Annotated in this window: 18 protein-coding genes; 7 read left to right on the top strand and 11 right to left on the bottom strand. The window is 72.6% G+C overall.

Translation table 11 applies throughout. From position 1 onward, the window contains the following. Positions 1-8: 8 nt before the first annotated feature. The gene (locus ACLQ2X_RS16515) at positions 9-2,048 is read right to left on the bottom strand and encodes a DUF1800 domain-containing protein (RefSeq protein WP_425681908.1); all 2,040 of its coding nucleotides are present in this window, start codon (positions 2,046-2,048) and stop codon (positions 9-11) included. 455 nt (positions 2,049-2,503) lie between these two features. Here ACLQ2X_RS16515 and ACLQ2X_RS16510 point away from each other — a divergent pair, with 455 nt between their 5' ends. Then, a complete protein-coding gene (locus ACLQ2X_RS16510; RefSeq protein WP_425681907.1) occupies positions 2,504-2,761 on the top strand; it encodes a DUF3040 domain-containing protein in 258 nt (85 codons plus the stop codon). A gap of 55 nt (positions 2,762-2,816) precedes the next feature. Here the strand turns inward: ACLQ2X_RS16510 and ACLQ2X_RS16505 are convergent, their stop codons facing one another. The 3 genes from ACLQ2X_RS16505 to ACLQ2X_RS16495 all read right to left on the bottom strand — a co-directional run bounded on the left by ACLQ2X_RS16505 (position 2,817) and on the right by ACLQ2X_RS16495 (position 7,745). Then, positions 2,817-3,977: an SWIM zinc finger family protein gene (locus ACLQ2X_RS16505; RefSeq protein WP_425681906.1), complete on the bottom strand. Its 1,161-nt coding sequence runs from the start codon at positions 3,975-3,977 to the stop codon at positions 2,817-2,819. After that, positions 3,974-7,126: an SNF2-related protein gene (locus tag ACLQ2X_RS16500; protein WP_425681905.1), complete on the bottom strand. Its 3,153-nt coding sequence runs from the start codon at positions 7,124-7,126 to the stop codon at positions 3,974-3,976. Before ACLQ2X_RS16500 ends, ACLQ2X_RS16505 begins: the two co-directional genes overlap by 4 nt. Positions 7,127-7,223: 97 nt before the next feature. Beyond that, positions 7,224-7,745, bottom strand: a complete 522-nt coding sequence (locus tag ACLQ2X_RS16495; RefSeq protein WP_425681904.1) for a DinB family protein — start codon at positions 7,743-7,745, stop codon at positions 7,224-7,226. 86 nt (positions 7,746-7,831) lie between these two features. Between ACLQ2X_RS16495 and ACLQ2X_RS16490 the strand changes: the two genes are divergently transcribed. Continuing rightward, positions 7,832-8,038, top strand: coding sequence for a hypothetical protein (locus tag ACLQ2X_RS16490; protein WP_425681903.1), 207 nt, complete (start codon positions 7,832-7,834; stop codon positions 8,036-8,038). A 10-nt stretch (positions 8,039-8,048) separates the two neighbouring features. Here ACLQ2X_RS16490 and ACLQ2X_RS16485 read toward each other — a convergent pair whose 3' ends face one another. After that, a complete protein-coding gene (locus ACLQ2X_RS16485; RefSeq protein ID WP_425681902.1) occupies positions 8,049-9,194 on the bottom strand; it encodes a polysaccharide pyruvyl transferase family protein in 1,146 nt (381 codons plus the stop codon). A 53-nt stretch (positions 9,195-9,247) separates the two neighbouring features. Next, positions 9,248-9,856 carry a TetR/AcrR family transcriptional regulator gene (locus ACLQ2X_RS16480; RefSeq protein WP_425681901.1) on the bottom strand — a complete coding sequence of 203 codons (609 nt, stop codon included), beginning with the start codon at positions 9,854-9,856 and terminating at the stop codon, positions 9,248-9,250. Between the two features lie 62 nt (positions 9,857-9,918). On the opposite strand from ACLQ2X_RS16480, the gene ACLQ2X_RS16475 reads away from it, so the two are divergent. Together ACLQ2X_RS16475 and ACLQ2X_RS16470 are read left to right on the top strand one after the other, a co-directional pair. Then, positions 9,919-10,521, top strand: coding sequence for a dihydrofolate reductase family protein (locus ACLQ2X_RS16475; protein ID WP_425681900.1), 603 nt, complete (start codon positions 9,919-9,921; stop codon positions 10,519-10,521). Between the two features lie 40 nt (positions 10,522-10,561). Continuing rightward, the gene (locus ACLQ2X_RS16470) at positions 10,562-11,503 is read left to right on the top strand and encodes a phosphotransferase family protein (protein ID WP_425681899.1); all 942 of its coding nucleotides are present in this window, start codon (positions 10,562-10,564) and stop codon (positions 11,501-11,503) included. 125 nt (positions 11,504-11,628) lie between these two features. Here the strand turns inward: ACLQ2X_RS16470 and ACLQ2X_RS16465 are convergent, their stop codons facing one another. After that, a complete protein-coding gene (locus tag ACLQ2X_RS16465; RefSeq protein ID WP_425681898.1) occupies positions 11,629-12,849 on the bottom strand; it encodes an ROK family protein in 1,221 nt (406 codons plus the stop codon). 139 nt (positions 12,850-12,988) lie between these two features. On the opposite strand from ACLQ2X_RS16465, the gene ACLQ2X_RS16460 reads away from it, so the two are divergent. Next, positions 12,989-13,450, top strand: coding sequence for a SigE family RNA polymerase sigma factor (locus ACLQ2X_RS16460; RefSeq protein WP_425681897.1), 462 nt, complete (start codon positions 12,989-12,991; stop codon positions 13,448-13,450). 20 nt (positions 13,451-13,470) lie between these two features. Here ACLQ2X_RS16460 and ACLQ2X_RS16455 read toward each other — a convergent pair whose 3' ends face one another. Genes ACLQ2X_RS16455 through ACLQ2X_RS16445 form a run of 3 tightly spaced genes read right to left on the bottom strand, consistent with a single transcriptional unit; the run spans position 13,471 to position 17,344 of the window. After that, positions 13,471-15,465, bottom strand: coding sequence for a hypothetical protein (locus ACLQ2X_RS16455; protein ID WP_425681896.1), 1,995 nt, complete (start codon positions 15,463-15,465; stop codon positions 13,471-13,473). After that, positions 15,462-16,619, bottom strand: coding sequence for a purine phosphorylase (locus ACLQ2X_RS16450; protein WP_425681895.1), 1,158 nt, complete (start codon positions 16,617-16,619; stop codon positions 15,462-15,464). The genes ACLQ2X_RS16455 and ACLQ2X_RS16450 overlap by 4 nt, the downstream gene beginning before the upstream one ends. Further along, positions 16,616-17,344 (bottom strand): NUDIX hydrolase, encoded by a 729-nt coding sequence (locus ACLQ2X_RS16445; RefSeq protein ID WP_425681894.1) that lies wholly within the window; start codon positions 17,342-17,344, stop codon positions 16,616-16,618. Before ACLQ2X_RS16445 ends, ACLQ2X_RS16450 begins: the two co-directional genes overlap by 4 nt. Positions 17,345-17,530: 186 nt before the next feature. On the opposite strand from ACLQ2X_RS16445, the gene ACLQ2X_RS16440 reads away from it, so the two are divergent. Then, positions 17,531-18,862 carry a TolB family protein gene (locus ACLQ2X_RS16440; RefSeq protein WP_425681893.1) on the top strand — a complete coding sequence of 444 codons (1,332 nt, stop codon included), beginning with the start codon at positions 17,531-17,533 and terminating at the stop codon, positions 18,860-18,862. An 81-nt stretch (positions 18,863-18,943) separates the two neighbouring features. On the opposite strand, the gene ACLQ2X_RS16435 is transcribed toward ACLQ2X_RS16440, so the two are convergent. Beyond that, entirely contained in the window at positions 18,944-19,840 is an 897-nt protein-coding gene (locus tag ACLQ2X_RS16435) for a universal stress protein (protein ID WP_425681892.1), read from the bottom strand. 75 nt (positions 19,841-19,915) lie between these two features. Here ACLQ2X_RS16435 and ACLQ2X_RS16430 point away from each other — a divergent pair, with 75 nt between their 5' ends. Continuing rightward, a complete protein-coding gene (locus ACLQ2X_RS16430) occupies positions 19,916-20,419 on the top strand; it encodes a hypothetical protein (RefSeq protein ID WP_425681891.1) in 504 nt (167 codons plus the stop codon). The last annotated feature ends 100 nt before the right edge of the window (positions 20,420-20,519 follow it).

Here is a 20,519-nt window from a genome sequence, read left to right as displayed (position 1 = left end):
CGAATGCCTCACCGGAGGTGGTGCTGGGGGGACGCGAGGATCGTCCGCGCGACCGCGGCGATGGCCCCGTTGAAGGTGGCGTCGACAGGGGCGTTCTCCGCCACCCCGGCGACGGCCAACACGAGCTTCTTCTCCTTGGCGCTGAGCTTCTGCTGCACCAGGCGCTTGGCCAGCGCGTCCACGTACGCCCCGGCGGTGCTCGGCGGCTTCGCCACCAGCTTCTCCGGCTTGACGTAGGTGAACTGCTTGCGCCAGCCACCGAGCAGGTCGCCGGCCTCGTTCCACCCGTCGATCATCGTGCCGGCGGAGGTCCAGGCCAGGTAGACGTCGGCGTAGCCGTCCGGAGTGGGCTTACCCATCGGGTACTGGCCCAGCTCGCGCATCTTGTCCTGGATCTGCCGCAGACCCTGCGCGAACGGCGTGCGCCGTGCGTCACCGGAGTAGTCGGGAGACGCGTCCGGCCCGACACCGAGCGCCCGGTACGTGGCGACCAGGTACTCCATCGGGCGGCGCACCTTCTGCCCGACTGCGGCCCAGAACTCCGAGGAGCTGAACAGCGTCGCCAGCACCGGCCGGATCTGGCCCTTGTTCGTGGTGTACGCCTTGGCCAGGCGGTCCACCACGGACTTCGGCGGCGTGTCCGAGACGAACCGGGTAGCCAGGCTCTGCGCCACGTACCGCGCGGTCGACGGGTGCAACGCGATGTACCGGATGTAGGAGTCGATCACCTTGTCGGCGGCCACGGGGTCGTTCGAGTTGTTGGCGTGGCTGAACCCGAGGATCTTCACCTTGCCGAGGTAGTGCCGCTCCGGGAAGAACCGGTACTTGCCGTCGGCCACGCCACGTCCGGTCTGCAGCAGCGCGGCCTGACGCACGTCCTTCTCGGTGTAGCCGCCGTCCACGCCGACCGAGTACAGCTCCAGGTTCTCCCGGGCCAGGTTCTCGTTGACCGCGTCCTTACGGGAGTCGACCTGGTTCAGGTAGAGCAGCAGCGCCGGGTGCTTGTTGGCGGCCACCAGCATGTCCGCGTAGTTGCCCAGCGCGTGCTTGCGGACGACGTCCCGGTCGAACGCGTTGCGGTAGTGCTCGCCGCCGTCGAAGTCCGCCGCGACGTGCAGGAAGTCGTTCCAGAAGTCGACCATCACCTCGAAGAGCTGCCGGTCCGACCAGATCTGCCGGGCGATGGTGGCGTCCACCGTCTCCCGGGCCGGGTCGATGCCCTTGTCGCTGAGCTGCTCCCGCTGCTCGCGCAACTGGGTCGGGCTGAGCTTCAGCGAGGTCAGGTCGGCCAGCTTCAGCTCGGCCTTCGTCGGGGCGATCTTCTCCGGTTCGAGCTGCCCGCGCAGCCAGTCGTCGATGCCGACGCGCTTGACCTCGGCCATCATCTTCGACGTCGGACCGAAGGTGGTCCGGCTCAGCAGGTGCCGGATCGGGTCCTTGGCAAGCACCGTCTTCACGGTCACCTTGGTCGCCGCGGCGGCGGCCGCCGGGCTGGCGTGGAGCCGACCCCCGGACGGCGCGTTGCGCTTGAGCGCCTCGCCGGCCCGGGAACCCATGTAGCTCTCGTTCTGCTCGGTGTAGGTACGCACCGTGCTGGGCTGCTGGCCGCTGGGCCGGCCCGAGTTGCCGTCGGTGGTCACCGTGCCGGTGGCGTCACCGGCACCGGCGTCGCCTGTGAACAGGCCACGCACCTGCGAGGACAGGCCGAAGGCCGCCCCACCGGCGACCACCGCGACGCCACCGAGGGTGGCCAGCGCCCGGCGCCGGCCCCGGTTCGGGGCTTCGTCGCCGTCGTCGTCCAGATTGGGCAGTGCCGGGCCGGGCGGCGGGCCGTACCCACCGGCGGGCTGGGGGTGGCCGGCGGGGGCGAACCCGTTCGGCCCGACCCACTGCGGCCCCGACGCGGGGTGCGCCCCGGGTGCGGGGTAGCCGCCGCCGTACGCGGCAGCGGAATCCAGATCGCGGTACCCGTCCGGATGGGGGTGCTGGTATCCGTCCCAGCCGCGGTCGTCCTGGGGTCGACGCGGTGGCACGTTCAGGTCGGCCATGTAGCTATCCCGTTTTCTTCGAGCGCCGGCACGCCTGCCACCCGGGGGGTGGGGTGGCGCGGGGGCGGCGACGGTTGCCGGAGAGTTGCAACGGGAAGGTAGCCATGCGGCGGCGGCCGCTCAAGGCGCGTCGATGGCTGCCGGAGGCGGGGTTAAGACGGCGCTCAAGCCGGCGGGTGGCAACGCGTCCGGCCGCCCTCCGCGCGGCAGCGCCCCGAACAGGGCCGACCCCCGGCGCCCACCACCCGGCCGCGACGTTTCGCGCCGTGGCGACCCGGCCGGCACCACTCCCCACCACATCCAAACTTAAGGAACGGATAAGGCTGCCCTGAGGTGTCCGCGCGGTGCGTGCACGGCTGTCCGGGTCGCCGAAACAGCAGCGGCGGCAGCGCGTGATCCGCCGCCGATGCGGGTATGCCGCCGAACCGCTGAAGCCGTGAGGGGAAGGCACCGCCATGCTCAGCCAAGAGGATCAGCGCAGGTTCGAACAGATCACCCGCAAGCTACGGGAGAGTGATCCGCGGTTCTTCGCCCGGCTGGACAGCCGGATCAAGGGGCGCCGGGGTCGTTACCTGATGTTGTTGACGATCGTGCTGTGGGCCTCACTGCCGGCGATGACAGTGCTGGCCGGGCGGGTGGCCGGGGCGATCTGCGCCGTGGTGCTGGTCGCCAACGCGGCCCTGATGTGGCGCTTCCGCCGCCGCCTCGGTTGACGCGGCGTAAGGAAGGGCCCCCTGTTAACGCCTCCGGTAGAGGAAGGGGCCCCGCTTAACACGCACCCTCGGGGCGACCCGCCGAGCCGGGTGACGCGCCTGCGGCGCGACCGAACTCCGTGGGGGACGCGCCTGCGGCGCGACCGAACTCCCCGTACGCCCGCCGCAGCCGCTCGGCCAGTCCTGGCCCGCCGATCGCGGCCCCCGGTGGGCCCAGTTGGCGCAGCAGCAACTCCGGTGCGGTGGCGAGCGTGGGCGGCCGGTCCGGCAACGCGACAGGTGCCAGCCAGAACCGGTCCAGTTCCTGCTCCGGCTCCATCGCCGACAGCCCGGCCAGCGCCCGCGCCGCACCGACCGCCGGCGCCACGGGCGCCCCGGTGCGCCCGGCGTCACCGTCCCGGCCTGAAACGGCGCGGCCCGACGCGGTGCCGCCGTCCCGGCCTGAAACGGCGCGGCCGGACGCGGTGCTGCCGTTGCGGGCCGGCGCGGCCTCATCGGCCCGGTCCCGTCCACCGCCGGCTCCGCCGCCCGGTTCACGCCCGGCGGTCGTGTCGCCGCCGGTGTCGTCCCGGCCGTCCGAGGTGGCACCGCCGGGCCGTGCCTCGCCCGTCCCGGAGGCGACGCCGCGCAGCGTACGCAGGCGGTCCAGCAGATCGGCGCGGGACCGGCCGCGCCAGTGCAGCAGTTGGAACGGGTCGGCGTCGAACGCCTCGGCGAGCAGGTAGAACGTGGCCGCCAGATGTTTGCAGGGCACCGCGAAGTCGGGGCAGCCGCAGCGCTGGTCCAACTCGTCGACGTCGGTCGGGAACAGGGGCGCGCTCGCGGCGTCGAACAGTTCCTCCAGTTCGGCCGGCAGGTCACCGGCGAGTAGCCGGGCGCTGAAGAACGCCTGCCCGGCCAGGTCCGCCTCGATTCGCCGCCACACCCGTTGCGGGTACGCGGCCAACCCGATCCGCACCGGGTAGGGGCTCGGGCGGGAGCCCTGTACCTGCGCGGTGACCAGTCCCGGCGCCACGTCCAGCCGCAGCACCTGCCCACGCCGGGCGTACGCCCGACCGCGGGTGAGCCGGGAGCCGAGCGCGAACGACTCCAGCACCTCCAGGAAGCGGCGCGACCACCAGGAGCTGCCGATGGCCCCCCGGGTGCTGCGGGCCCGCAGGCCGCCCTCGACCCGCCGCGGCGGTCCGTACTCGTCGAACCGGTTGACCGGGCTCACTCGACCACCGCCCCCGCCTCCAAGGTGAACAGTTCGCGCAGCGTCTCGGTGGACAGTTCGGTGACCCACTGTTCGCCGCTGCCCACCACCGACCGGGCCAGGTTGCGTTTGTCGGCGATCATCGCGGCGACCTTCTCCTCGACGGTGCCGGCGCAGACGAACTTGCGTACCTGCACCCGGCGGCGCTGGCCGATGCGGAACGCCCGGTCGGTGGCCTGGTCCTCGACCGCCGGGTTCCACCACCTGTCCACATGCACCACGTGATTGGCGGCGGTCAGGGTGAGGCCGGTGCCGCCGGCCTTGAGCGAGAGGACGAACAGCGGCGGCCCGTCCGGCGACTGGAACCGGGTGACCATGGCGTCCCGGTCGGCCTTGCCGACCCCGCCGTGCAGCAGCAGCACCTCCTGCCCGGTACGCGCCGCGAGGTGTCCGCGCAGCATCCCGCCGAACTCGGCGTACTGGGTGAACAGCAGCGCCTTCTCCCCCGCCGCGAGCACCTCGTCGACGATCTCGTCGAGACGTTCCAGCTTGCCGGAGCGGCCGGTGAGCGCGGAGCCGTCGTGCAGCAGTTGGGCGGGGTGGTTGCAGACCTGCTTGAGCCGGGTCATGGTGGCCAGCACCAGTCCGCGCCGTTCGATGCCGTCGCTGGACTCGATCTTCGCCATCATGTCGTCGACCACCGCCCGGTAGAGGGCGGCCTGCTCGGCGGTGAGGTTGCAGAGCACCTCCATCTCCAGCTTCTCCGGCAGATCGGTGATGATCGACGGGTCGGTCTTGAGTCGCCGCAGCACGAACGGGCCGGTAATCCGGCGCAGCCGCTCGGCCGCCTCGGTGTCGCCGTGCCGTTCGATCGGCTCGGCGAACCGCTTGCGGAACGCCGCGGCCGGGCCGAGCAGCCCCGGGTTGGCGAACTGCATGATCGACCAGAGGTCGGCGAGGCGGTTCTCCACGGGCGTACCGGTGACCGCGACCCGGTGCCGCGCGGGCAGCGACCGCACGGCTTCGGCCTGCCGGGTGGCGGCGTTCTTGATCGCCTGCGCCTCGTCCACGACCACCCGGTGCCAGTCGACGCCGGCCAGGTCGTAGGCGTCCCGGGCGGCCACCGAGTAGGTGGTGAGCACCAGGTCCGCCGCCGCCACGGCGCCGGCGAAGCCCTCGCCGCGGGCGCGTTCGGCGCCGTGGTGCACGTGCACCCGCAGCCCGGGGGCGAACTTCGCGGCCTCCCGCTGCCAGTTGCCCACCAGAGACATCGGGCAGACAAGCAACGTCGGCCCGGCCTGCGGCGGGTCGCCGGCCAGCAACGCGAGCAACTGCACGGTCTTGCCCAGACCCATGTCGTCGGCGAGGATCCCGCCCAGCCCCAGCGACTGGAGGAATGCCAGCCAGGCCAGGCCACGCCGCTGGTAGGGCCGCAGCGTCCCGACGAAGCCGTCCGGCGGGTCGGCCGGGGTGAGCCGGCGTTCCGCCTCGCCGGCCAGCAACTCGCCGAGCGCCCCGTCCGCGACCACGTCCAGGACCGGCAGCTCACCGGCCCGGTCGTCGCCGGAGAGCCCCATCCGCAGCAGGTCGGCCACGGTCAGCTCACCCGAGGAGCGCAGCAGCCGCAATCCGGCCTCCAACCGCTGCGGGTCCAGCTCGACCCACCGGCCCCGCAGCCGCACCAGCGGCGACTTCAGGTCGGCCAGCGAGGCCAGTTCGTCGGCGGTCAGCGGCTGGTCGCCGAGCGCCACCTCCCAGCGGTAGTCGACGAGCGCGTCCAGCCCCAGCTTGCCGGCGGTGGTGGCCACCGCGGCCGGGGCGGTCCGGCTGCGCGCCCGCAGGCGGGCGCCCAGCCGGGACGAGGAACGCCGCCACCAGGACGGCAGCAGCACCCCGAACCCGGCCGCGTGCAGCACCGGCGCACCCTCGCGCAGGAACCGGTGGGCGCCCTCGGCGTCCAGCTCCATGCCCTCGGGCGCGGCGGTACGCAGCGCGGAGTCCACCTCGGGCCAGAGCCGGCTGGCCCGGCCGAGTTCGGCCAGCAGCGTCTCCTGCGGTTCGACGCCCCGGGCGGTCAGCGCCGGCGCGCGGTGCTGCCAGATGCGCCCGGCGTCGACCACAAGCGCCGGTTCGTCGGCCGGGTGCAGGCCGAACTCCACCCGCCAGACGGCGTCCTCGACCAGCTCGGCCACCGGGTCCACGGCCGGCTCGACCAGGCGGAACGTGGCCCGTACCGCCCCGCCCGCCGCGTCACGCTGCCAGGCGTCCAGTTCGGTGCGCAGCGTCGCCAGCGCATCCGGTTCGGCGGGGAAGGCGCGCTCCGGGCCGGTCAGCGCGGCCAGCCAGCGCGGCACCGCGCCGCCGGGGCGCATCCCCCGGTGCAGCCGGGTGTCGGCCAGGGCCACCCGGGCGGCGGCGTCGACGAGCGTGTCCAGCATCTCCGCGACGAACGCGCCGGCCGCGGTCTCGCCGGCCCGGCCGGCGCCGAAGCCCTCCGGCGGGCCGGCGTCCACGACGCGGCCGGGGGCCTGCCATTCGCGGGCGGCGCGCGCCGCCGGGGGCAGGGCCTGCGCCAGGTCCCGGGCCCAGGCCGCGTCGGTGCCGGTGAGCAGTGGCCGCCAGAGCGCCCATCCGGTCGCCACGTCGCCGCCCGCCGCCCGCAGGCGCCGTCGGGACGCCGCCGACGCGGTCGGCCCGCCGGCCGCCAGGGGGTACGCGTCGAGCACGGCGGGCAGCAGCCGGCCACGGGCCACCAGGTCGGCGGCGAAGTCGGCAAGCGCGACGAGGTGGCGCAGGCTCGCCCCGATCGGGTCCGGCAGCGGGCCGCGCAGCAGCGCGTACGCGGCGTCCGGCGCGTACGCCAGGGCGGGGACGCGCCAGCCGGAGCGGGTGAGCGGGCCGCGCACCGGGTCGCCGACGGTGGCCCGGACGAGTTCCGGCGAGTCCACAGGCGAGCCGGCCCGGGTGGGCAGGGCGAGCAGCACGGAGACCGGGTCGCCGGGTGGGGCGTCGAGCGCGGCGGCGAGGGTGGTGTGGTCGGCGGCGTACGGGTGCGGACGCTCCCGTGGGGCGCGGCCGGGCCGGCGGGGCGCGTGGGCGGGCAGCGTGCTGTCCTCGGCCCACAGGGCGAGCCCGGCGCCGGGCAGCCACAGCCCGTGGGTGACCAGCACGTGCTCCTCCTCGACGACGCTCGCGCCCAGGATAGGGGGCGCGGAGTGCGTGCCGTGGGCGCCGTGGCCGCATGTGCCGCTGCCGGCGGGCGACCCGTCAGATCACTCCGGTCTCGCCGTCGGTCAGCTCCCGCAGGATGTCGGCGTGCCCGGCGTGCCGGGCGGTCTCCTCGATCAGGTGCACCAGCACCCAGCGCAGTGACACCTCACCGAGCTGCGGCTGCGGCACCACGTGGTCGAGGTCGAAGCGGGCGGCCACCGTGCGGGACCGGGCACAGGCCGACTCGTACGCGGCGGTGAGCGCGGCGAGCGTGTCGCCGGGGCGGAGCGTGAAACTGGCGTCGGCCTCGGACTGGGCGGTGAGGTGCGGCCGGCCCGGCTCCGGTTCGAACAGCCTGGCGAACCAGTTCGTCTCGACCAGGGTGAGGTGTCTGAGCAGCCCGGCCAGGGTGGTCAGCGAGGGCACCAGACGCCGGGTGGCGTCGTCGTCGGACAGGCCGCGCACCCTGCGCAGCACGGTGGCGCGGTGGAAGTCGAGGAACGCGTCGAGGATCGCCCGTTCGTCGCCCGTGCGGGCGACGACCGGACCGAGTGTCGGATCGATCGTCGGGGTCACCATTCCGAGACCCTAGTACGCCCCGTGTGCGGTCCGCTGCCCCGCGTGATCCCCTGCGCCTGTGCCCCGGGCGGGGCAGGATGGTCCGCATGGCTTCCACGGTGCAGATCCCCCTGGTGGGCGGCGCGGCCGACGGCGAAAGCGTCACGGTCGAGCTGGACGGCAACGGCCGCCCGCCGCTGACCCACCACCACCTCGGTCCGCAGGGGCTGGCGGAGGCGCAGATCTACGAGTTGGAGTCGGACGGCCGGCCCGACCGGGAGTGGGTGTACGCCTGGCGGGGCCCGGCGGTCTGACCGGCCCGCCTCACGGGGTCGGGGTGAGCGCCCGGGCCCGGATGCTGTCCAGCACGCTGCGGGTCACCTGCGAGGTGCCGCGTGCCTGCTCGCAGACCTCCCGGACCCGCCGGGCGGTCTGGGCGGCCCGCGCCGCCCGTTCGTCCCACAACCTGTCGACCTCGGCCAGCAGCGGGCCCTCCACCTCGCGTTCCATTCCGCGCAGCGCCGGCACCCCGAGCCGTTGGGCCAGGTCGAAGACCTTCCCGGCGTACGGCAGGGGCAGGAACGGTGTGCCCATCATCGCGGCGAAGATCAGGAAGTGCAGTCGCATCCCGACCGCGAGGTCGAAGTGGCGCATCAGGCCGAGGATCTGCGCCGGCCGGTAGTCGCCGTGCAGGATCCGGCCCCGGTCGGCGGCGATCATGTGGGACAGCACCCCGTGGGAGTGCCGGATGTCGTCGCGTTCCATCGGCACGAACAGCACGTCCGCGTCTATCCGGTGCACCAGGAAGTCGCCGATCTGGGCGAGCAGCCGGTGGTAGCCGTCCACGTCGAGGCGTTCCGCCGCGCGTCCCGGCTCGCGCACGCTCAACCCGACCAGCCGGGCGCCGGACGGTACGCCCTCGTCGCGCAGCCACTGCGCCGGGAACTCCTCCGGGGTCAGCAGGAACGCCGGGTCGCCGGTCACGGTGATCGGGTTGAGCAGGCCGGCCTCCTCCAGCACCATCCGCGACTCCTGGTCGCGCACGGTCACCTCGACCGCCTGCGCCAGCGTCTCCCGCACCATGCCGGTGTCCAGCGGGTCGGTGAGCGGCCCGACCCCGACCGCGTAGGTGAGCAGCGGCAGGCCCCGTTCCTGGGCGACCCGCACCACCCGCAGGTAACGCCGGGCCTCCTTGTCGTAGAGGATCCCGCCGCCGCCCAGGACGAGCAGGTCGAGCTGGTGGAGCACCTGGGAGGAGTCGACCCGACTGACGCCCTCCCACGGCACCGCCTCCACGTCCGGGTGGGCCAGGGCGGTGTGCGCGGGGTTGCGGGAGAACACGATGATCCGGGCGTTCGGCTCGTGCCGCCGCAGATCGTCCAGGAGACCCGTGAGGATCGCCTCGTCGCCGAGGTTGCGACCGCCGTACGAACCGAGCACGCCGATGGTCAGTCCGCTGCGATCTGTCATCCGTTGCTCCTCCCAGGGGCGTCCGCGCCAGCGTTCCCACTGGTCGGCCCGGCTTAACGTGCGCCGGGGGCGCCGAGGGGCGCTCGGTCGGTGGCGCCGCCGACCAGACGGGCGACCAGGGTGGAGACCACCTGATCGGGGTCGAAACCGGCGTCGATCGAGGTGGTGAGCAGGTCGAGCAGGAGCCCGTCGACCGCGTAGTGCAGCAGGGCCACCTCGTACGCCCCGCCGGGCAGGCCGGCGGCGGCGTGGTGGGCGACGTCGTCGGCGTACCCCCGGCGCAGCACGCCGCCGAGCGCGGACCGCAACTCGGGGCGGCGGGCAGCCTCCAGGCGCAGCTCGAACAGCGCGCGGGTGAGGCCCGGTTCGCGTGTGGTGCGGGCGACGATGTCGCGCAGGTAGTCGGTCATCAGCGCGACCGACGGCTCCCGGCCGCCCAGGTCGGCGAGCACGGCCGGGTCGGGCGCGATCCGGTCGAAGATCCGTTCGGCCAGGCCGGCGAGCAGCGCCGCGCGGGACGGGAAGTAGTTGGAGCTCGTGCCGGTGGGCACGCCCGCCTCGGCGTCGACCGCCCGGTGGGTGAGCCCGCGCGCGCCCGCGTCGGCGAGCACCCGCAGGCCAGCGTCGGCGAGCAGGGCACGGCGTTCCGGGTTCCTGGCCACGGAATCACCCTAGCAATAACCACGACAGCTGTTGTACATTGCCGTCAACCACGACAGACGTCGTGGATAGCCCAGACATCGGAGCCGGTTTGCGTAAGCTCGCGTACTTCGTCGCCACCACCCTCGACGGCTTCATCGCCGCGCCCGACGGGTCGTTCGACTTCCTCCCGCTCATGCCCGACGTGGCACCCCACCTGGTGGCCGAATGGCCCCAGACGCTGCCCACGTTCGCCCACGCGCAGCTCGGCGTCGACTCCCCGCCCGCCGGCCGCTTCGACACCGTGCTGATGGGCCGCGCCAGCTACGAGCCGGGCCTGAAACTCGGCGTCGCCAGCCCCTACGCCCACCTCCGGCAGTACGTGTTCAGCCGCTCCCTGCCCCCGGCCGACTACCCGGACGTCGAGGTCGTCGCCGGCGACCCGGCGGCCTTCGTACGCGAGCTGAGGACCCGGCCCGGCCGCGACATCTGGCTCTGCGGCGGCGGCCACCTCGCCGGGCAGCTCCTCGGCGAGATCGACGAGCTGGTGGTCAAGCTCAACCCGGTGGTCGTGGGCAGCGGCATCAAGCTTGTGGACCGGGGCTTCGATCCGCACCGGCTCACGCTGACCTCGACGCGGCAGTTCGACTCCGGCGTGGTGGTCCTGCGCTACACGCGCGACGGTTAACCCGTTGCCGCAGGCGCCGGGCGGCACGCATCGTGGAACGGTGACGAGCCAGATGAAGACCCGGCTGCACTGGCACGAGCTGCCCGCGCACGTGCGGGACGGGGTGGAGTCCATCCTCGGCGACCGGGTGGTGGCGGCGCGCTCGCAGCCGGGCGGCTTCTCCCCCGGCACCGCCGACCGGGTCCGTACCGCCCGGGGTGGGCGGGCCTTCGTCAAGGCGGTCAGCCCGGCGCAGAACGACCGCAGCCCCACCCTGCACCGGGCCGAGGCCCGGATCGCCGCCGCCCTGCCGCCGGACGCGCCCGCGCCCCGGCTGCTCGGCAGCTACGACGACGGCGACTGGATCGCGCTCGTCTTCGCCGACGTCGAGGGGCGGCACCCGGCCACGCCGTGGCGGCACGACGAGCTGACCGCCGTGCTGTCCACACTGGAGGCGTTGGCCGCCGCGCTCACCCCGGCGCCCGCCGCCGCGACCACGCCCACCGCCGCCGAGCTGCTCGCGCACGACTTCGGCGGCTGGCGGCGCCTCGCCGCCGACCCGCCGGCCGACCTCGACCCGTGGGCCCGGTCCCACCTGGACGAGTTGTGCGCCGCCGCCGACCGGGGCCTGGCCGCGCTGACCGGCGACACGCTCTGCCACGTCGACGTCCGCGCCGACAACCTGCTGCTCGGCCCGGACGGATCGGTCACCGTCGTCGACTGGCCCTGGGCCTGCCGGGGGCCGGCGTGGCTGGACACGCTGCTCGCCGTCGTCAACGTGCAGGTGTACGGCGGCCACGACCCGGACGCGCTGCTGGCCGCCCGGCGACTGACCGCGCATGTCGACCCGGCCGACCTGACCGGGGTACTGGCCGGGTTCACCGGGTTCTTCCTCGACGGCGCCCGCCAGCCACCGCCACCCGGCATCCCCACCGTGCGGGCATTCCAGCGCCTACAGGGCGACACCCTGCTCCCCTGGCTCACCCACCGCCTGACCCCCTAGCCCGCCCTCGCCCCTCCCGCCTGCTGCCGTCGATCTTGCGGTTGCAGCCCTTCGGGTGTCCCTTCGGCGCGTTTTGCCGGGGCCGCAACTGCAAGATCGACGAGCCGGGTGGGCGGCGCGTGGGCCTAACCGGGGACGCGCGTGGGGGTGCCGAGGGGGTCGGCGAACAGGGGTGCGAAGCCCAGCTCGGCGGCGCCGATCAGGGTCGCGTCGTAGCCGAGCGCGCACACGCGCAGCCGGGCCTTGTCGCGCGAGATCGGCAGCACGTTGGCCGCGATCCGGCTCCGCACGTGGTCGGCCGAGGCGGGGAAGACCTCGCTGAGCGTGCCCCCGAAGATCACCACGCCGGGGTTGACCAGGTTGATCACGTTCGCCACGCCGATGCCCAGCCAGTCACCGATGTGCCGCAGCGCGTCCCGGGCGGCCGGTTCGCCGCGCGCGGCAGCGGCGACCACGGCGCGTACCGCCTCGCGGCCCTTCTCCCGCGCCGGGCGGCCGGCGGCGTCGAGCAACGCCCGCTCGCCGACCTCGGCCTCCAGGCATCCGCGTGAGCCGCAGCCGCAGGCCCGCCCCTGGTACGGGTTCACGAGCATGTGCCCGACCTCGGAGGCGTACCCGCCGTCGCCGTCGAGCAGTTCCCCGGCGACGATGATGCCGCCGCCGACGCCCACGTCACCGTGCAGGTAGACGACGTTCCGCACGCCGACCCCGGCGCCGCGCTGATGTTCGGCCAACGCCCCGAGGTGCGCCTCGTTGCCGACCAGGACGGGCAGGCCCAGATCCAGCCGCCGGGCCAGCTCGGCGCCGAACGCCTGGTCCACCCACCCCATGTCCGGTCCGAAGCGGACCATGCCGTCGCCGGGCCGGATCATGCCGCAGTAGGAGGCGCCGACGCCCACGCACACCGACCCGGGTGGCGCGGCGTGGTGCAGCGCCCGCCCGAAGTCGGCGAGCACTGATACCACGGAGTCCAGGTCGGCCCCGGCCCGCGGCCGTTCCGCCTCCAGGCGGGCCGCCACCACACCGCCGAGCCCGACGCGGGCGGCCACGAGCCGGTCCACGGCGATGTCGAAGGCGAGGACGTAGACGGTGTCCGAAGCCGGCCGGACCACGTGCGAGGGGCGTCCGGCCCGTCCGCTGCCGGTGGCCGGCACCTCCCGGACCAGGCCGGCCGCCGCCAGTTCCGCGGTGAGCGCCAGGACCGTGCTGCGGTTGACGCCCATCCACTCGGCCAGCTCGACGCGGGTGACCGGGCCGGTCAGGTGGACGCGCCGGAGCAACGCGCCGAGGTTGGCCCTGCGGCTGTCCCCCTGCGCATGCCGGTCCACTGCCAGACCTTTCAGCATCGACCACTCCGTCGGATGGCGACTGGCTCGTGGCCCGAGGATAGTTCCCGCACATCGACGGGTGCCAGCGCCCGAAGCGAGGACGGCCGTCTCAACCATCGAGGGCCCGCCCGACGTTCTTTGCGGTGAGGGGGTGGGCATGTCGGAGTCGTTCCGCGAGTTCGTGGTGCAGCGGTCACCCGCGTTGTCGCGGAGCGCGTACCTGTTGACCGGTGATCACCAGCTCGCCGAGGACCTGTTGCAGAGCGCGCTGGCCCGCACCTACCGCCACTGGCGGCGCATCCGCGAGGGCGACCCGGAGGCGTACGTGCGCCGGGTCATGTACCACCAGCAGGTCTCCTGGTGGCGCCGCCGGCGGGTGGCCGAACGGCTGGACGCGACGCCTACCGAGCGGGGCGGTGGCGACCACAGCGAGGACACCGCGCTGCGGTTGAGCGTGGTGGCGGCGCTGCGGCGGCTCACCGCGCGGCAGCGGGCCGTGGTGGTGCTGCGGTACTACGAGGACATGACCGAGGCGCAGGTGGCCGAGGTGCTCGGCTGCTCGGTGGGCACCATCGAGTGGCACCATCGGATGAGCCGCCTCCTACCCGATCCCCTGTAGGGCGCGAGTGCCACCAGGGCCTAGTCGAGTAGCCCGCGGATGGTGCTTGCGAGGTTGGCAAGTCTTTTGTCGGCACGGTGGCGTCGGTGTTTCACCCATTCCTTGCCTTCGGCAGCTACGCCTTCGAGGACGTGCAGGGTGTGACTGAGTCCGGCGGCGTCCAACGACAGTTCAGCGATCTTGGTGGCGTTCTCATCCTGCTGGAGCGCGTCGTTGTCGGGTTCGCTCACTCGGATGGAGATGGGTTCTCCGTTGAAGAGAGTCAGCTCGAAGGTTTGCTGTTGTGTGGCGATGCCGTCGATCCGGACCGCGGCGACGGCGTCGAAGCGGTAGTTGAGCCGTTGGGTGGTGCAGCTCGCGACGGTTCTGAAGTCGAGGTCGATGTTCACCTGGCGGACCCCGTCGTCGGTGAGCAGGAACAGCAGTAGCCGGTACCGGGAGTACCGCCACGGTCCCTGGGGGTACCGCGCCTTCTTGCATGAGGGAGCAGGTGCCTCGATGAAGGCGTGTGCGATCACGTGGCTGGGGTGGAGTCGGTACTGCTGCATGGCCTGGTCGACTAGGACTTTGCGGTCGCTTTCCAACCAGGCAGCCATCTCGGTGTCTGACGGCTTGTCGGACAGCTTGTGGCACCACCGGTGGTATGCCGCCCAGCGGGCGGTGTCCTTGTCGTCTCGTTCCGCCTGGTCGTCGGCGACTCTGCGTCGTTCCGCGACGATCCGGAACGACGAGCGTACGGCTGACACCGCGGACGCCACCGCGAGCAGCAGCCAGCCTGTGCCGGACAGGGGGGCGCTAGCCATGACGGCAGGAACAACCCAGAGGCTCCCAGCAGCGAGCAGTGCAATTCCACCGGAGTAGAGGGCCTTCGTCCGGGCGGGGACGCGTAGCAGTTGGCGGTGGGCCGTTAGCGTGTCCCGTTCCCATTGGCTTCGCACGCGGCCGACCAGGTGTCGAACGAGCCAGGCGATTCGTTCGGCGTCGATGCGCTGTTCCCGGTAGAGCTCGACTACCTCGTCGCGGAGGTATCGCTCGATCCCCGCTGTCTGGGTGCGCCAGTAGGTCCGGTCGGTTCCTTCAGGCACGTATTGGCCGAAGTAGCGGTCGAAGAGCCGGTCCATGTTGCGGGCGAAGCCCCGCGGTGGCGCTTCTCGTCGCCGCTGCTGGGGTGGACGAATCTGCGCTTCCTTCGCGCGCAGTCGTGTCCCGCGGTAGTACCGGTCTGCCCCGCCGACGCAGAAGGCCCCCAGCCCGATTAGGCCGGCGAACAGACCGAGGAACGGGTCGATCGCTCCGCGTGCCGCGACCAGCAGGATCACCTGCACCACGGCGAGGGCAAACATCGCGGCACCGGCACCGACTCGCAGCCGGTCGCCAAGCGGAACAGAAGCGGGCTGCACTGGCAGGGTCCGAGGCTGGGCAGGTGTGGGGTGGAAGAATTTCCAGACCCGGTTGTATCGGTCGCCCGCTGTGCGCTGTAAATCCGCGAGGGCGACGGACTTCCGCCACAACTTCTCCTGCATTGCACCGTCGAGCAACGCCTCAAGATGACCGTAGATGCCTTCGCGCTGACGCTGGTTCAACGCGTCGATTTCCTTGACCACGAGTTCCGTCTCGGCGGCGCTGACAGGGGCCAAGAGGTGGTGGATGATCACCTTCAACCCCGCCGCCCATTCGTCATGGTCGTCGAGGTGAGGCATGCCGGCGCAGATGGCGGTGAGGTGATCCAGTTCCTCGTCGGAGAGTTGGCGCAGGGTGCGTCCGCTCAACAGGGCGATGAGCCGGTAGAACTGGACCTCGGTCGTGACGTATCCACGGGCGACCGCCTTCTCGATCAGCGTGCGCGCCTGATCACGAACCCGCCCGTCGAGATATTTCAGCGCGAGGATGAACTCCTCCTCCGGACTCGAGCCCGGCGGCACTCGGTAGAAGTTGATGTCGCCGTGGACTACCCCGGCCTGTACGTCGACGTGCGCGTCTCCTTGAGCGACGTTGGTCGCGGTTGGTGTCGTCATGACATGCCCCGCACCACGGCGATGATCGCCGCAAGCCGCGCTGCCAGCTCCGCCACGTCGGCTACCAGGCCCCGCAACCGCTTGAGCGCGACCATCAGGCCACTCTTCTTCTCGGCTGTGTCCGCCGAGACGCATGTCGTGGCCGCCTCCAGTTCCGACTCGGCCGCGGCATAGGTTTCTTCGTCCAACTGTCCGTCGAGGTGGGCCTGCTTGAGGTGCGTTCGGAAGTCCGCGATGCTCGTTGCCAGGTCGATCGGCCGAACGGCCTCAGCGCCGACGGTGACGTTGCCGTAGATCTGCCCGGCCTGCACCCCGACGTGGGCGTTACCGGTGGCGATGTTGCGGTTGCTCATTCGCATCGTGGGGCTCCCGTCCCGGTCCGCAGCGCCTCGGCTGGTCGGCGTGTCGCTGATGAGTTCTTGCGCCAGCGCGGTGGCGAACGCGGCGGCGTTACGTGCGGCCTTCGGTTGCCAGTTCTGTCCGTCGGTGGCTGCTTTGCTGCCGTCGGCGTGGTCGCTGATGCCGCGCACGACCACCACGGGCAAGGCACGGTTCAGGTGGCCCGCCTGGGCCACACCAGCCGCTTCCATTTCGATCGCCACGGCGTCGTTGTAGTGCTGGCGGATCCAGCGGGCCTGTTCGGAGATCCCCGAGTCCTGCACCACTTCCCCTGCGGCGATCGGCCCGAAGTGGACTTTGGGTGCTGCGCCTGCGGGAAGACCACGGCGCCACGCGACGGACCTGTCGACGTGGTGGGCGATCTGGTCGGCCTCGTGGGGGATTTCCCATGCCTTCGGTCGGGCCTTCAAACCGTCGTCCTCGCTGGTGCCGCCGTGGTAGGCATAGATTTTGCTGGCGACGACGACGTCACCGAGTCGGATGTTGGGCCAAAGGCCACCGGCGACTCCCACGAACAGCACAGCGGCCGGGGAGAACTCGGCCATCGCCCGCTCGGCGAGCACCGCGGCCGGATGATTGCCCTTACCGACCAGACCTAGGGCGACCCGGCACTCGCTTTGGCTGATCCGGCCGACCTCGAAGCGGGTGCCGGCGGGGTGCCGCCGTACACGTAGGTCGGTCAGTTGGTCGCGGACCGCTGCGTACTCGAGGTCCAGCGCCGTGAGGATCACGACGAGACCGCTGTTCGTGCTCACGCTGTCTCCCTGTCTGCCTGGCCGAGGGGTCGGATCATCGGAGGGTGAAGAGTCGTGCGGGGCCCGGGACGGAACAGCCGAGCGGGACGCCCACCATCGGTCTTGCGACTCGGCCCGGCGGGGACGATGAAGCCGTCCACGCTCTGCACTTTCCGGTAGAAGTTCCGCGCATCGAGCGGCACGCCCCACACCGCCTCGTAGACGTCCTGAAGCTCCGAGATCGTGAAGGTCGGACCACAAAATGCGGTGGCAAGCGCCGAGCGCTCCAACTTCTCCCTCGCACGGTCGACCCCGTCGGTCAGGATCTGCTCATGATCGAAGGCAAGCTGCACGTCACCGGACAACGCCTGCTCCACCGGCGTCCAACACGCCCGGGATGCGTCGGTGCCGGCGACCGGCTCGGGTAGCCGAGGGGCAATGGCCAGGTAAGCCGCGGAGACCACCCGCCCTCGAGGGTCACGATCCGGCGCACCGTAGATGCCAAGTTGTTCGAGGTGCAACTGATCCGGCCCCAAGCCAGCCTCCTCGGCAAGTTCTCGATGGGCAGCCGTCACGAGGTCCTCCTTCTCGTGGCCGAGGAAACCGCCAGGCAGGGCCAAGGCGCCCTGATAGGGCTCAACCCCGCGCTCGATCAACAGCACATGAAGGCAGGTCTGCCGCAAGGTGAGGATGACAAGGTCAACCGCAAGAAGAACGGTCGGCGGAACCCAACGATCGTCGGACATGAATCGACCATAGACTTATTGTCACTATGACAGGAAGACCGTCGAGTGTCGGATTTCAGCGCCCGGCGCACACCGTGGCTTCTATCAACGCTTGACTACGGTGAAGCGGCACGGGCACGACGCCGTACGCCGGCTCCGGGACCTGATCCCCGGCCTGCGGGAGCTGACGTCGGAGAGGAGCGGGCGGTGAGCATACGGCTGCGGGAGGCGTTGCGGGAGGCGGCGGCCGAGGTGCCCGCGTACTCGGTGCACGACCGGGCGGTGCGGACCGCGAGGCGCACGCGGTGGCGGACCGCCGCGGTGGCCACGGCGGTGCTGGCGCTGGTGGCGGCCGTGCCGCTGACGGTACGCGGAGACGGCCTGACGGCACCGGCGGGCGTGGGCGGGGCGGCGCTGCCGGACCGGCTCGGGCTGCCGCCGATCGGCGCGTTGCGGGCCACCGAGCGGCCCGCGCTCGGCCCGGCGTCGGTGGTGTTCAGCGGGCAGGCGCGCGGGCTGACCGGCCTGATCGACGAGGACGGCACGGTCGCCGTCGTCGGGGCGTCCGCGGACCGGTACCGGACGTGGAAGGTGGGGTCGGAGGTGCCGGCCGGGGAGGGCGTGCTGCTCTCCCCGGACGGCCGGTTCCTCGCGGTGCCCGCCAGCCCCGGGGTGAACGTGATCGACCTGACCGTCGGCACGGCCCGGTGGTTGCCCAGCCCGCGACCGGGCAGTGTGACGACGGCGCCGGCCGGGTGGGCGCCGGACGGGTCCGCGCTGGCGGTCGTGGACACCACCCCGGCGAATCCGGAGGTCAGCTCGCACATCAACACGCTCAGCCTGGTACGGCTGGACGGCGGGCGGGCGGTCCGTCTGCTGGAGACCCCGCAGGTGCCGGTGTTCGGCTCGCCTGTGGCGTTCGCCGCCGACGGGTCGCAGCTGGCCTACCAGGTCGGCACGAAGGTGCTGGTGAGCAGCCCGGACGGGCGGCAGATCGACTCCTTCGCGTTGCCGCCCGACACCGCGCTGGCCGGCAAGGGAGCCTGGCTGCCGGACGGCTCGCTGACTCTGGTCGCCCACGAGGCGGCGGGCGACAGGTGGCGGCTGCGCCGGGTCGACACCGGCGGACGCGAGTTGCCGGCGCCCGCGCTGCCCGCCGTCTCGGGTGTGGGGGCGATCCGGCTGCTCGGGTGGCAGCCGGACGGGACCGCGTGGGTGGTCGCCTACCGGCCGGAGCCGGGCGCGCCGTATCGGTACGCCGACGAGCTGGCGATGGACCAGCGGACCGCGTACGCCAACGTGCGGTCGATCCGGGTCCTGGGCCTGATGCCGGGCGCCGCCACCCCGGCCACGCTGCTCACCGCGCCGGACCAGGTGCTCGCCGTCGACGTGGCGGACTCGGTGGTACACGCCGGCCGGGTCCGCGAGGCCAATCCGCCGTCGGTCCTGGGCGGCCGGGTGTGGTGGGGGGCGGGCGTGGTGGCGCTGGTGCTCGGCGGCCTGGCCACGTACCGGTGGGTGCGCCGCAGGCGCCGGTGACGCGGTGGAACGCCACGGGTGTCTCCCGGGCCGGGAGACACCCGTGGCGTTCCGGTCGGCGCGGGGCACCGCGCCGGAGGGCTACTCGGCCTCGCGGACCGGGCTCGGCGGCACCACCATCACCGGCCGGTGGGCGCGGTGCAGGGTGGCCATGGCGACGCTGCCGAGCAGGATCTTGCGCACGGCCGTGCGGCCGCGTGAGCCGACCACCACCGCGCTCGCCCTGTGCTCGGTGGCGACGGCGGAGAGCGCCTCGCCCACCGCACGCCCGGTGGCGCCGCGTCCGGCGCTCACCCGCAGGGTGGTCACCGACTGCGCGTCGACGGCGGGCGTCTCTTCGTCGCCGTCAACGGCGACGAGGATGACGTCCCGCTCGGGGAAGAGGCGCCGGGCGGAGTCGAGCGCCGCCTCGGCGCCGGCGGAGGCGTCCCAGCCGACCACCACCGGTCCGGCGGCGAGCGCCTCGTGCTCGTCGGTCAGCAGCGGGTGCGGCACCACGAGTACGGGCCGCGGGCTGTAGTGCACGGCCATGTCCGAGACGCTGCCGAGCACGGCCCGGGCGCCGCCCAGGCCACGCGAGCCGAGCAGCAGCACGTCGGCCTGCTTCTCGTCGGCCAGTTCGGCGAGGCGGAGCCCCTCCCCGCCGTAGCTGCGGCACACGAGCGGCTCGGCGTCCCAACCCGCCGAGCGGGCCAGCATCACGCCGACGGAGGTCAGCCGGTCGGCCTCCCGGCCGCCCTCGCGTTCGATCGCCTCCACGAAGGCGTTGATGTTGCGCTTGCCGGTCCAGAGCCGCTTGCGCAGTTCCTCGCTGGCGAAGGGAGGCGTCCACAGATGCCCGATCCATGCGCGCGCGCCGGGGAACAGCAGCGCACCCGCCTCGATGGCGGCGCTCGCAACCGGAGACCCGTCGTAACCCACAAGCACTTGCCTGCCGTGCACGTCGCTCACCACACCGAACCCTCTCGCCGACGACATCCCACAAGATCGTATCCGCGATCCGACCGGGTCCGCGTCGGATCGTCCGCTGCGGACCCGTCGGTACGCTGGCGGATGAGCACCCCGGACCTGTCGTATCTGCTCGACCACACCAGCCACGTGCTGCGTACCCGGGTGGCGGCGGCGTTGGCCGAGATCGGGCTGACCGCGCGGATGCACTGTGTGCCGGCCCACGCGCTGCCTGAGGAGCGTACGCAGATCCAGGTCGCCGAGATGGGCGACATGGACAAGACCACCATGGTGGTGACGGTGGACGCGCTGGAGGAGGCCGGCCTGGTCGCGGTGAGCCTCGGCGGCCTGGTGCTCGGCATCTACACGGTGGTCACGATCGAGCGGCACGGGGCGACGTCGGCGCGCACGCTCGGCCTCGGCGCGCTAGCCGCCGCGCTGCTCGTCGGCTTCGTGCTCCGGCAGGCCACCGCGCGCCGGCCGCGTCGCACTCGGCGACGATCGGGCCACTGCGCTGACCAGCGGCTTCCACCTGGCGTTCGCGATCGGCGCCGGACTCCGCGCCCGCGCACGACGGCGCGCGCGCAGGCCCCGGCGCTCGCCGGGTAGGTCAGCGGGCGGGCAGGTGGGCGCGCCGGATGCGGAAGGGTGGGTAGGGACCAATCCCCCCTAACCTGACAATTGTTCCCCTAGGTTTGTGGTGTCAGAA

Source organism: Micromonospora sp. DT31, from assembly GCF_049841795.1.
Taxonomy (GTDB): Bacteria; Actinomycetota; Actinomycetes; order Mycobacteriales; family Micromonosporaceae; genus Micromonospora.
Note: the sequence above shows the minus strand (reverse complement) of the source record. Positions and strands in the feature narration are given on the sequence as shown.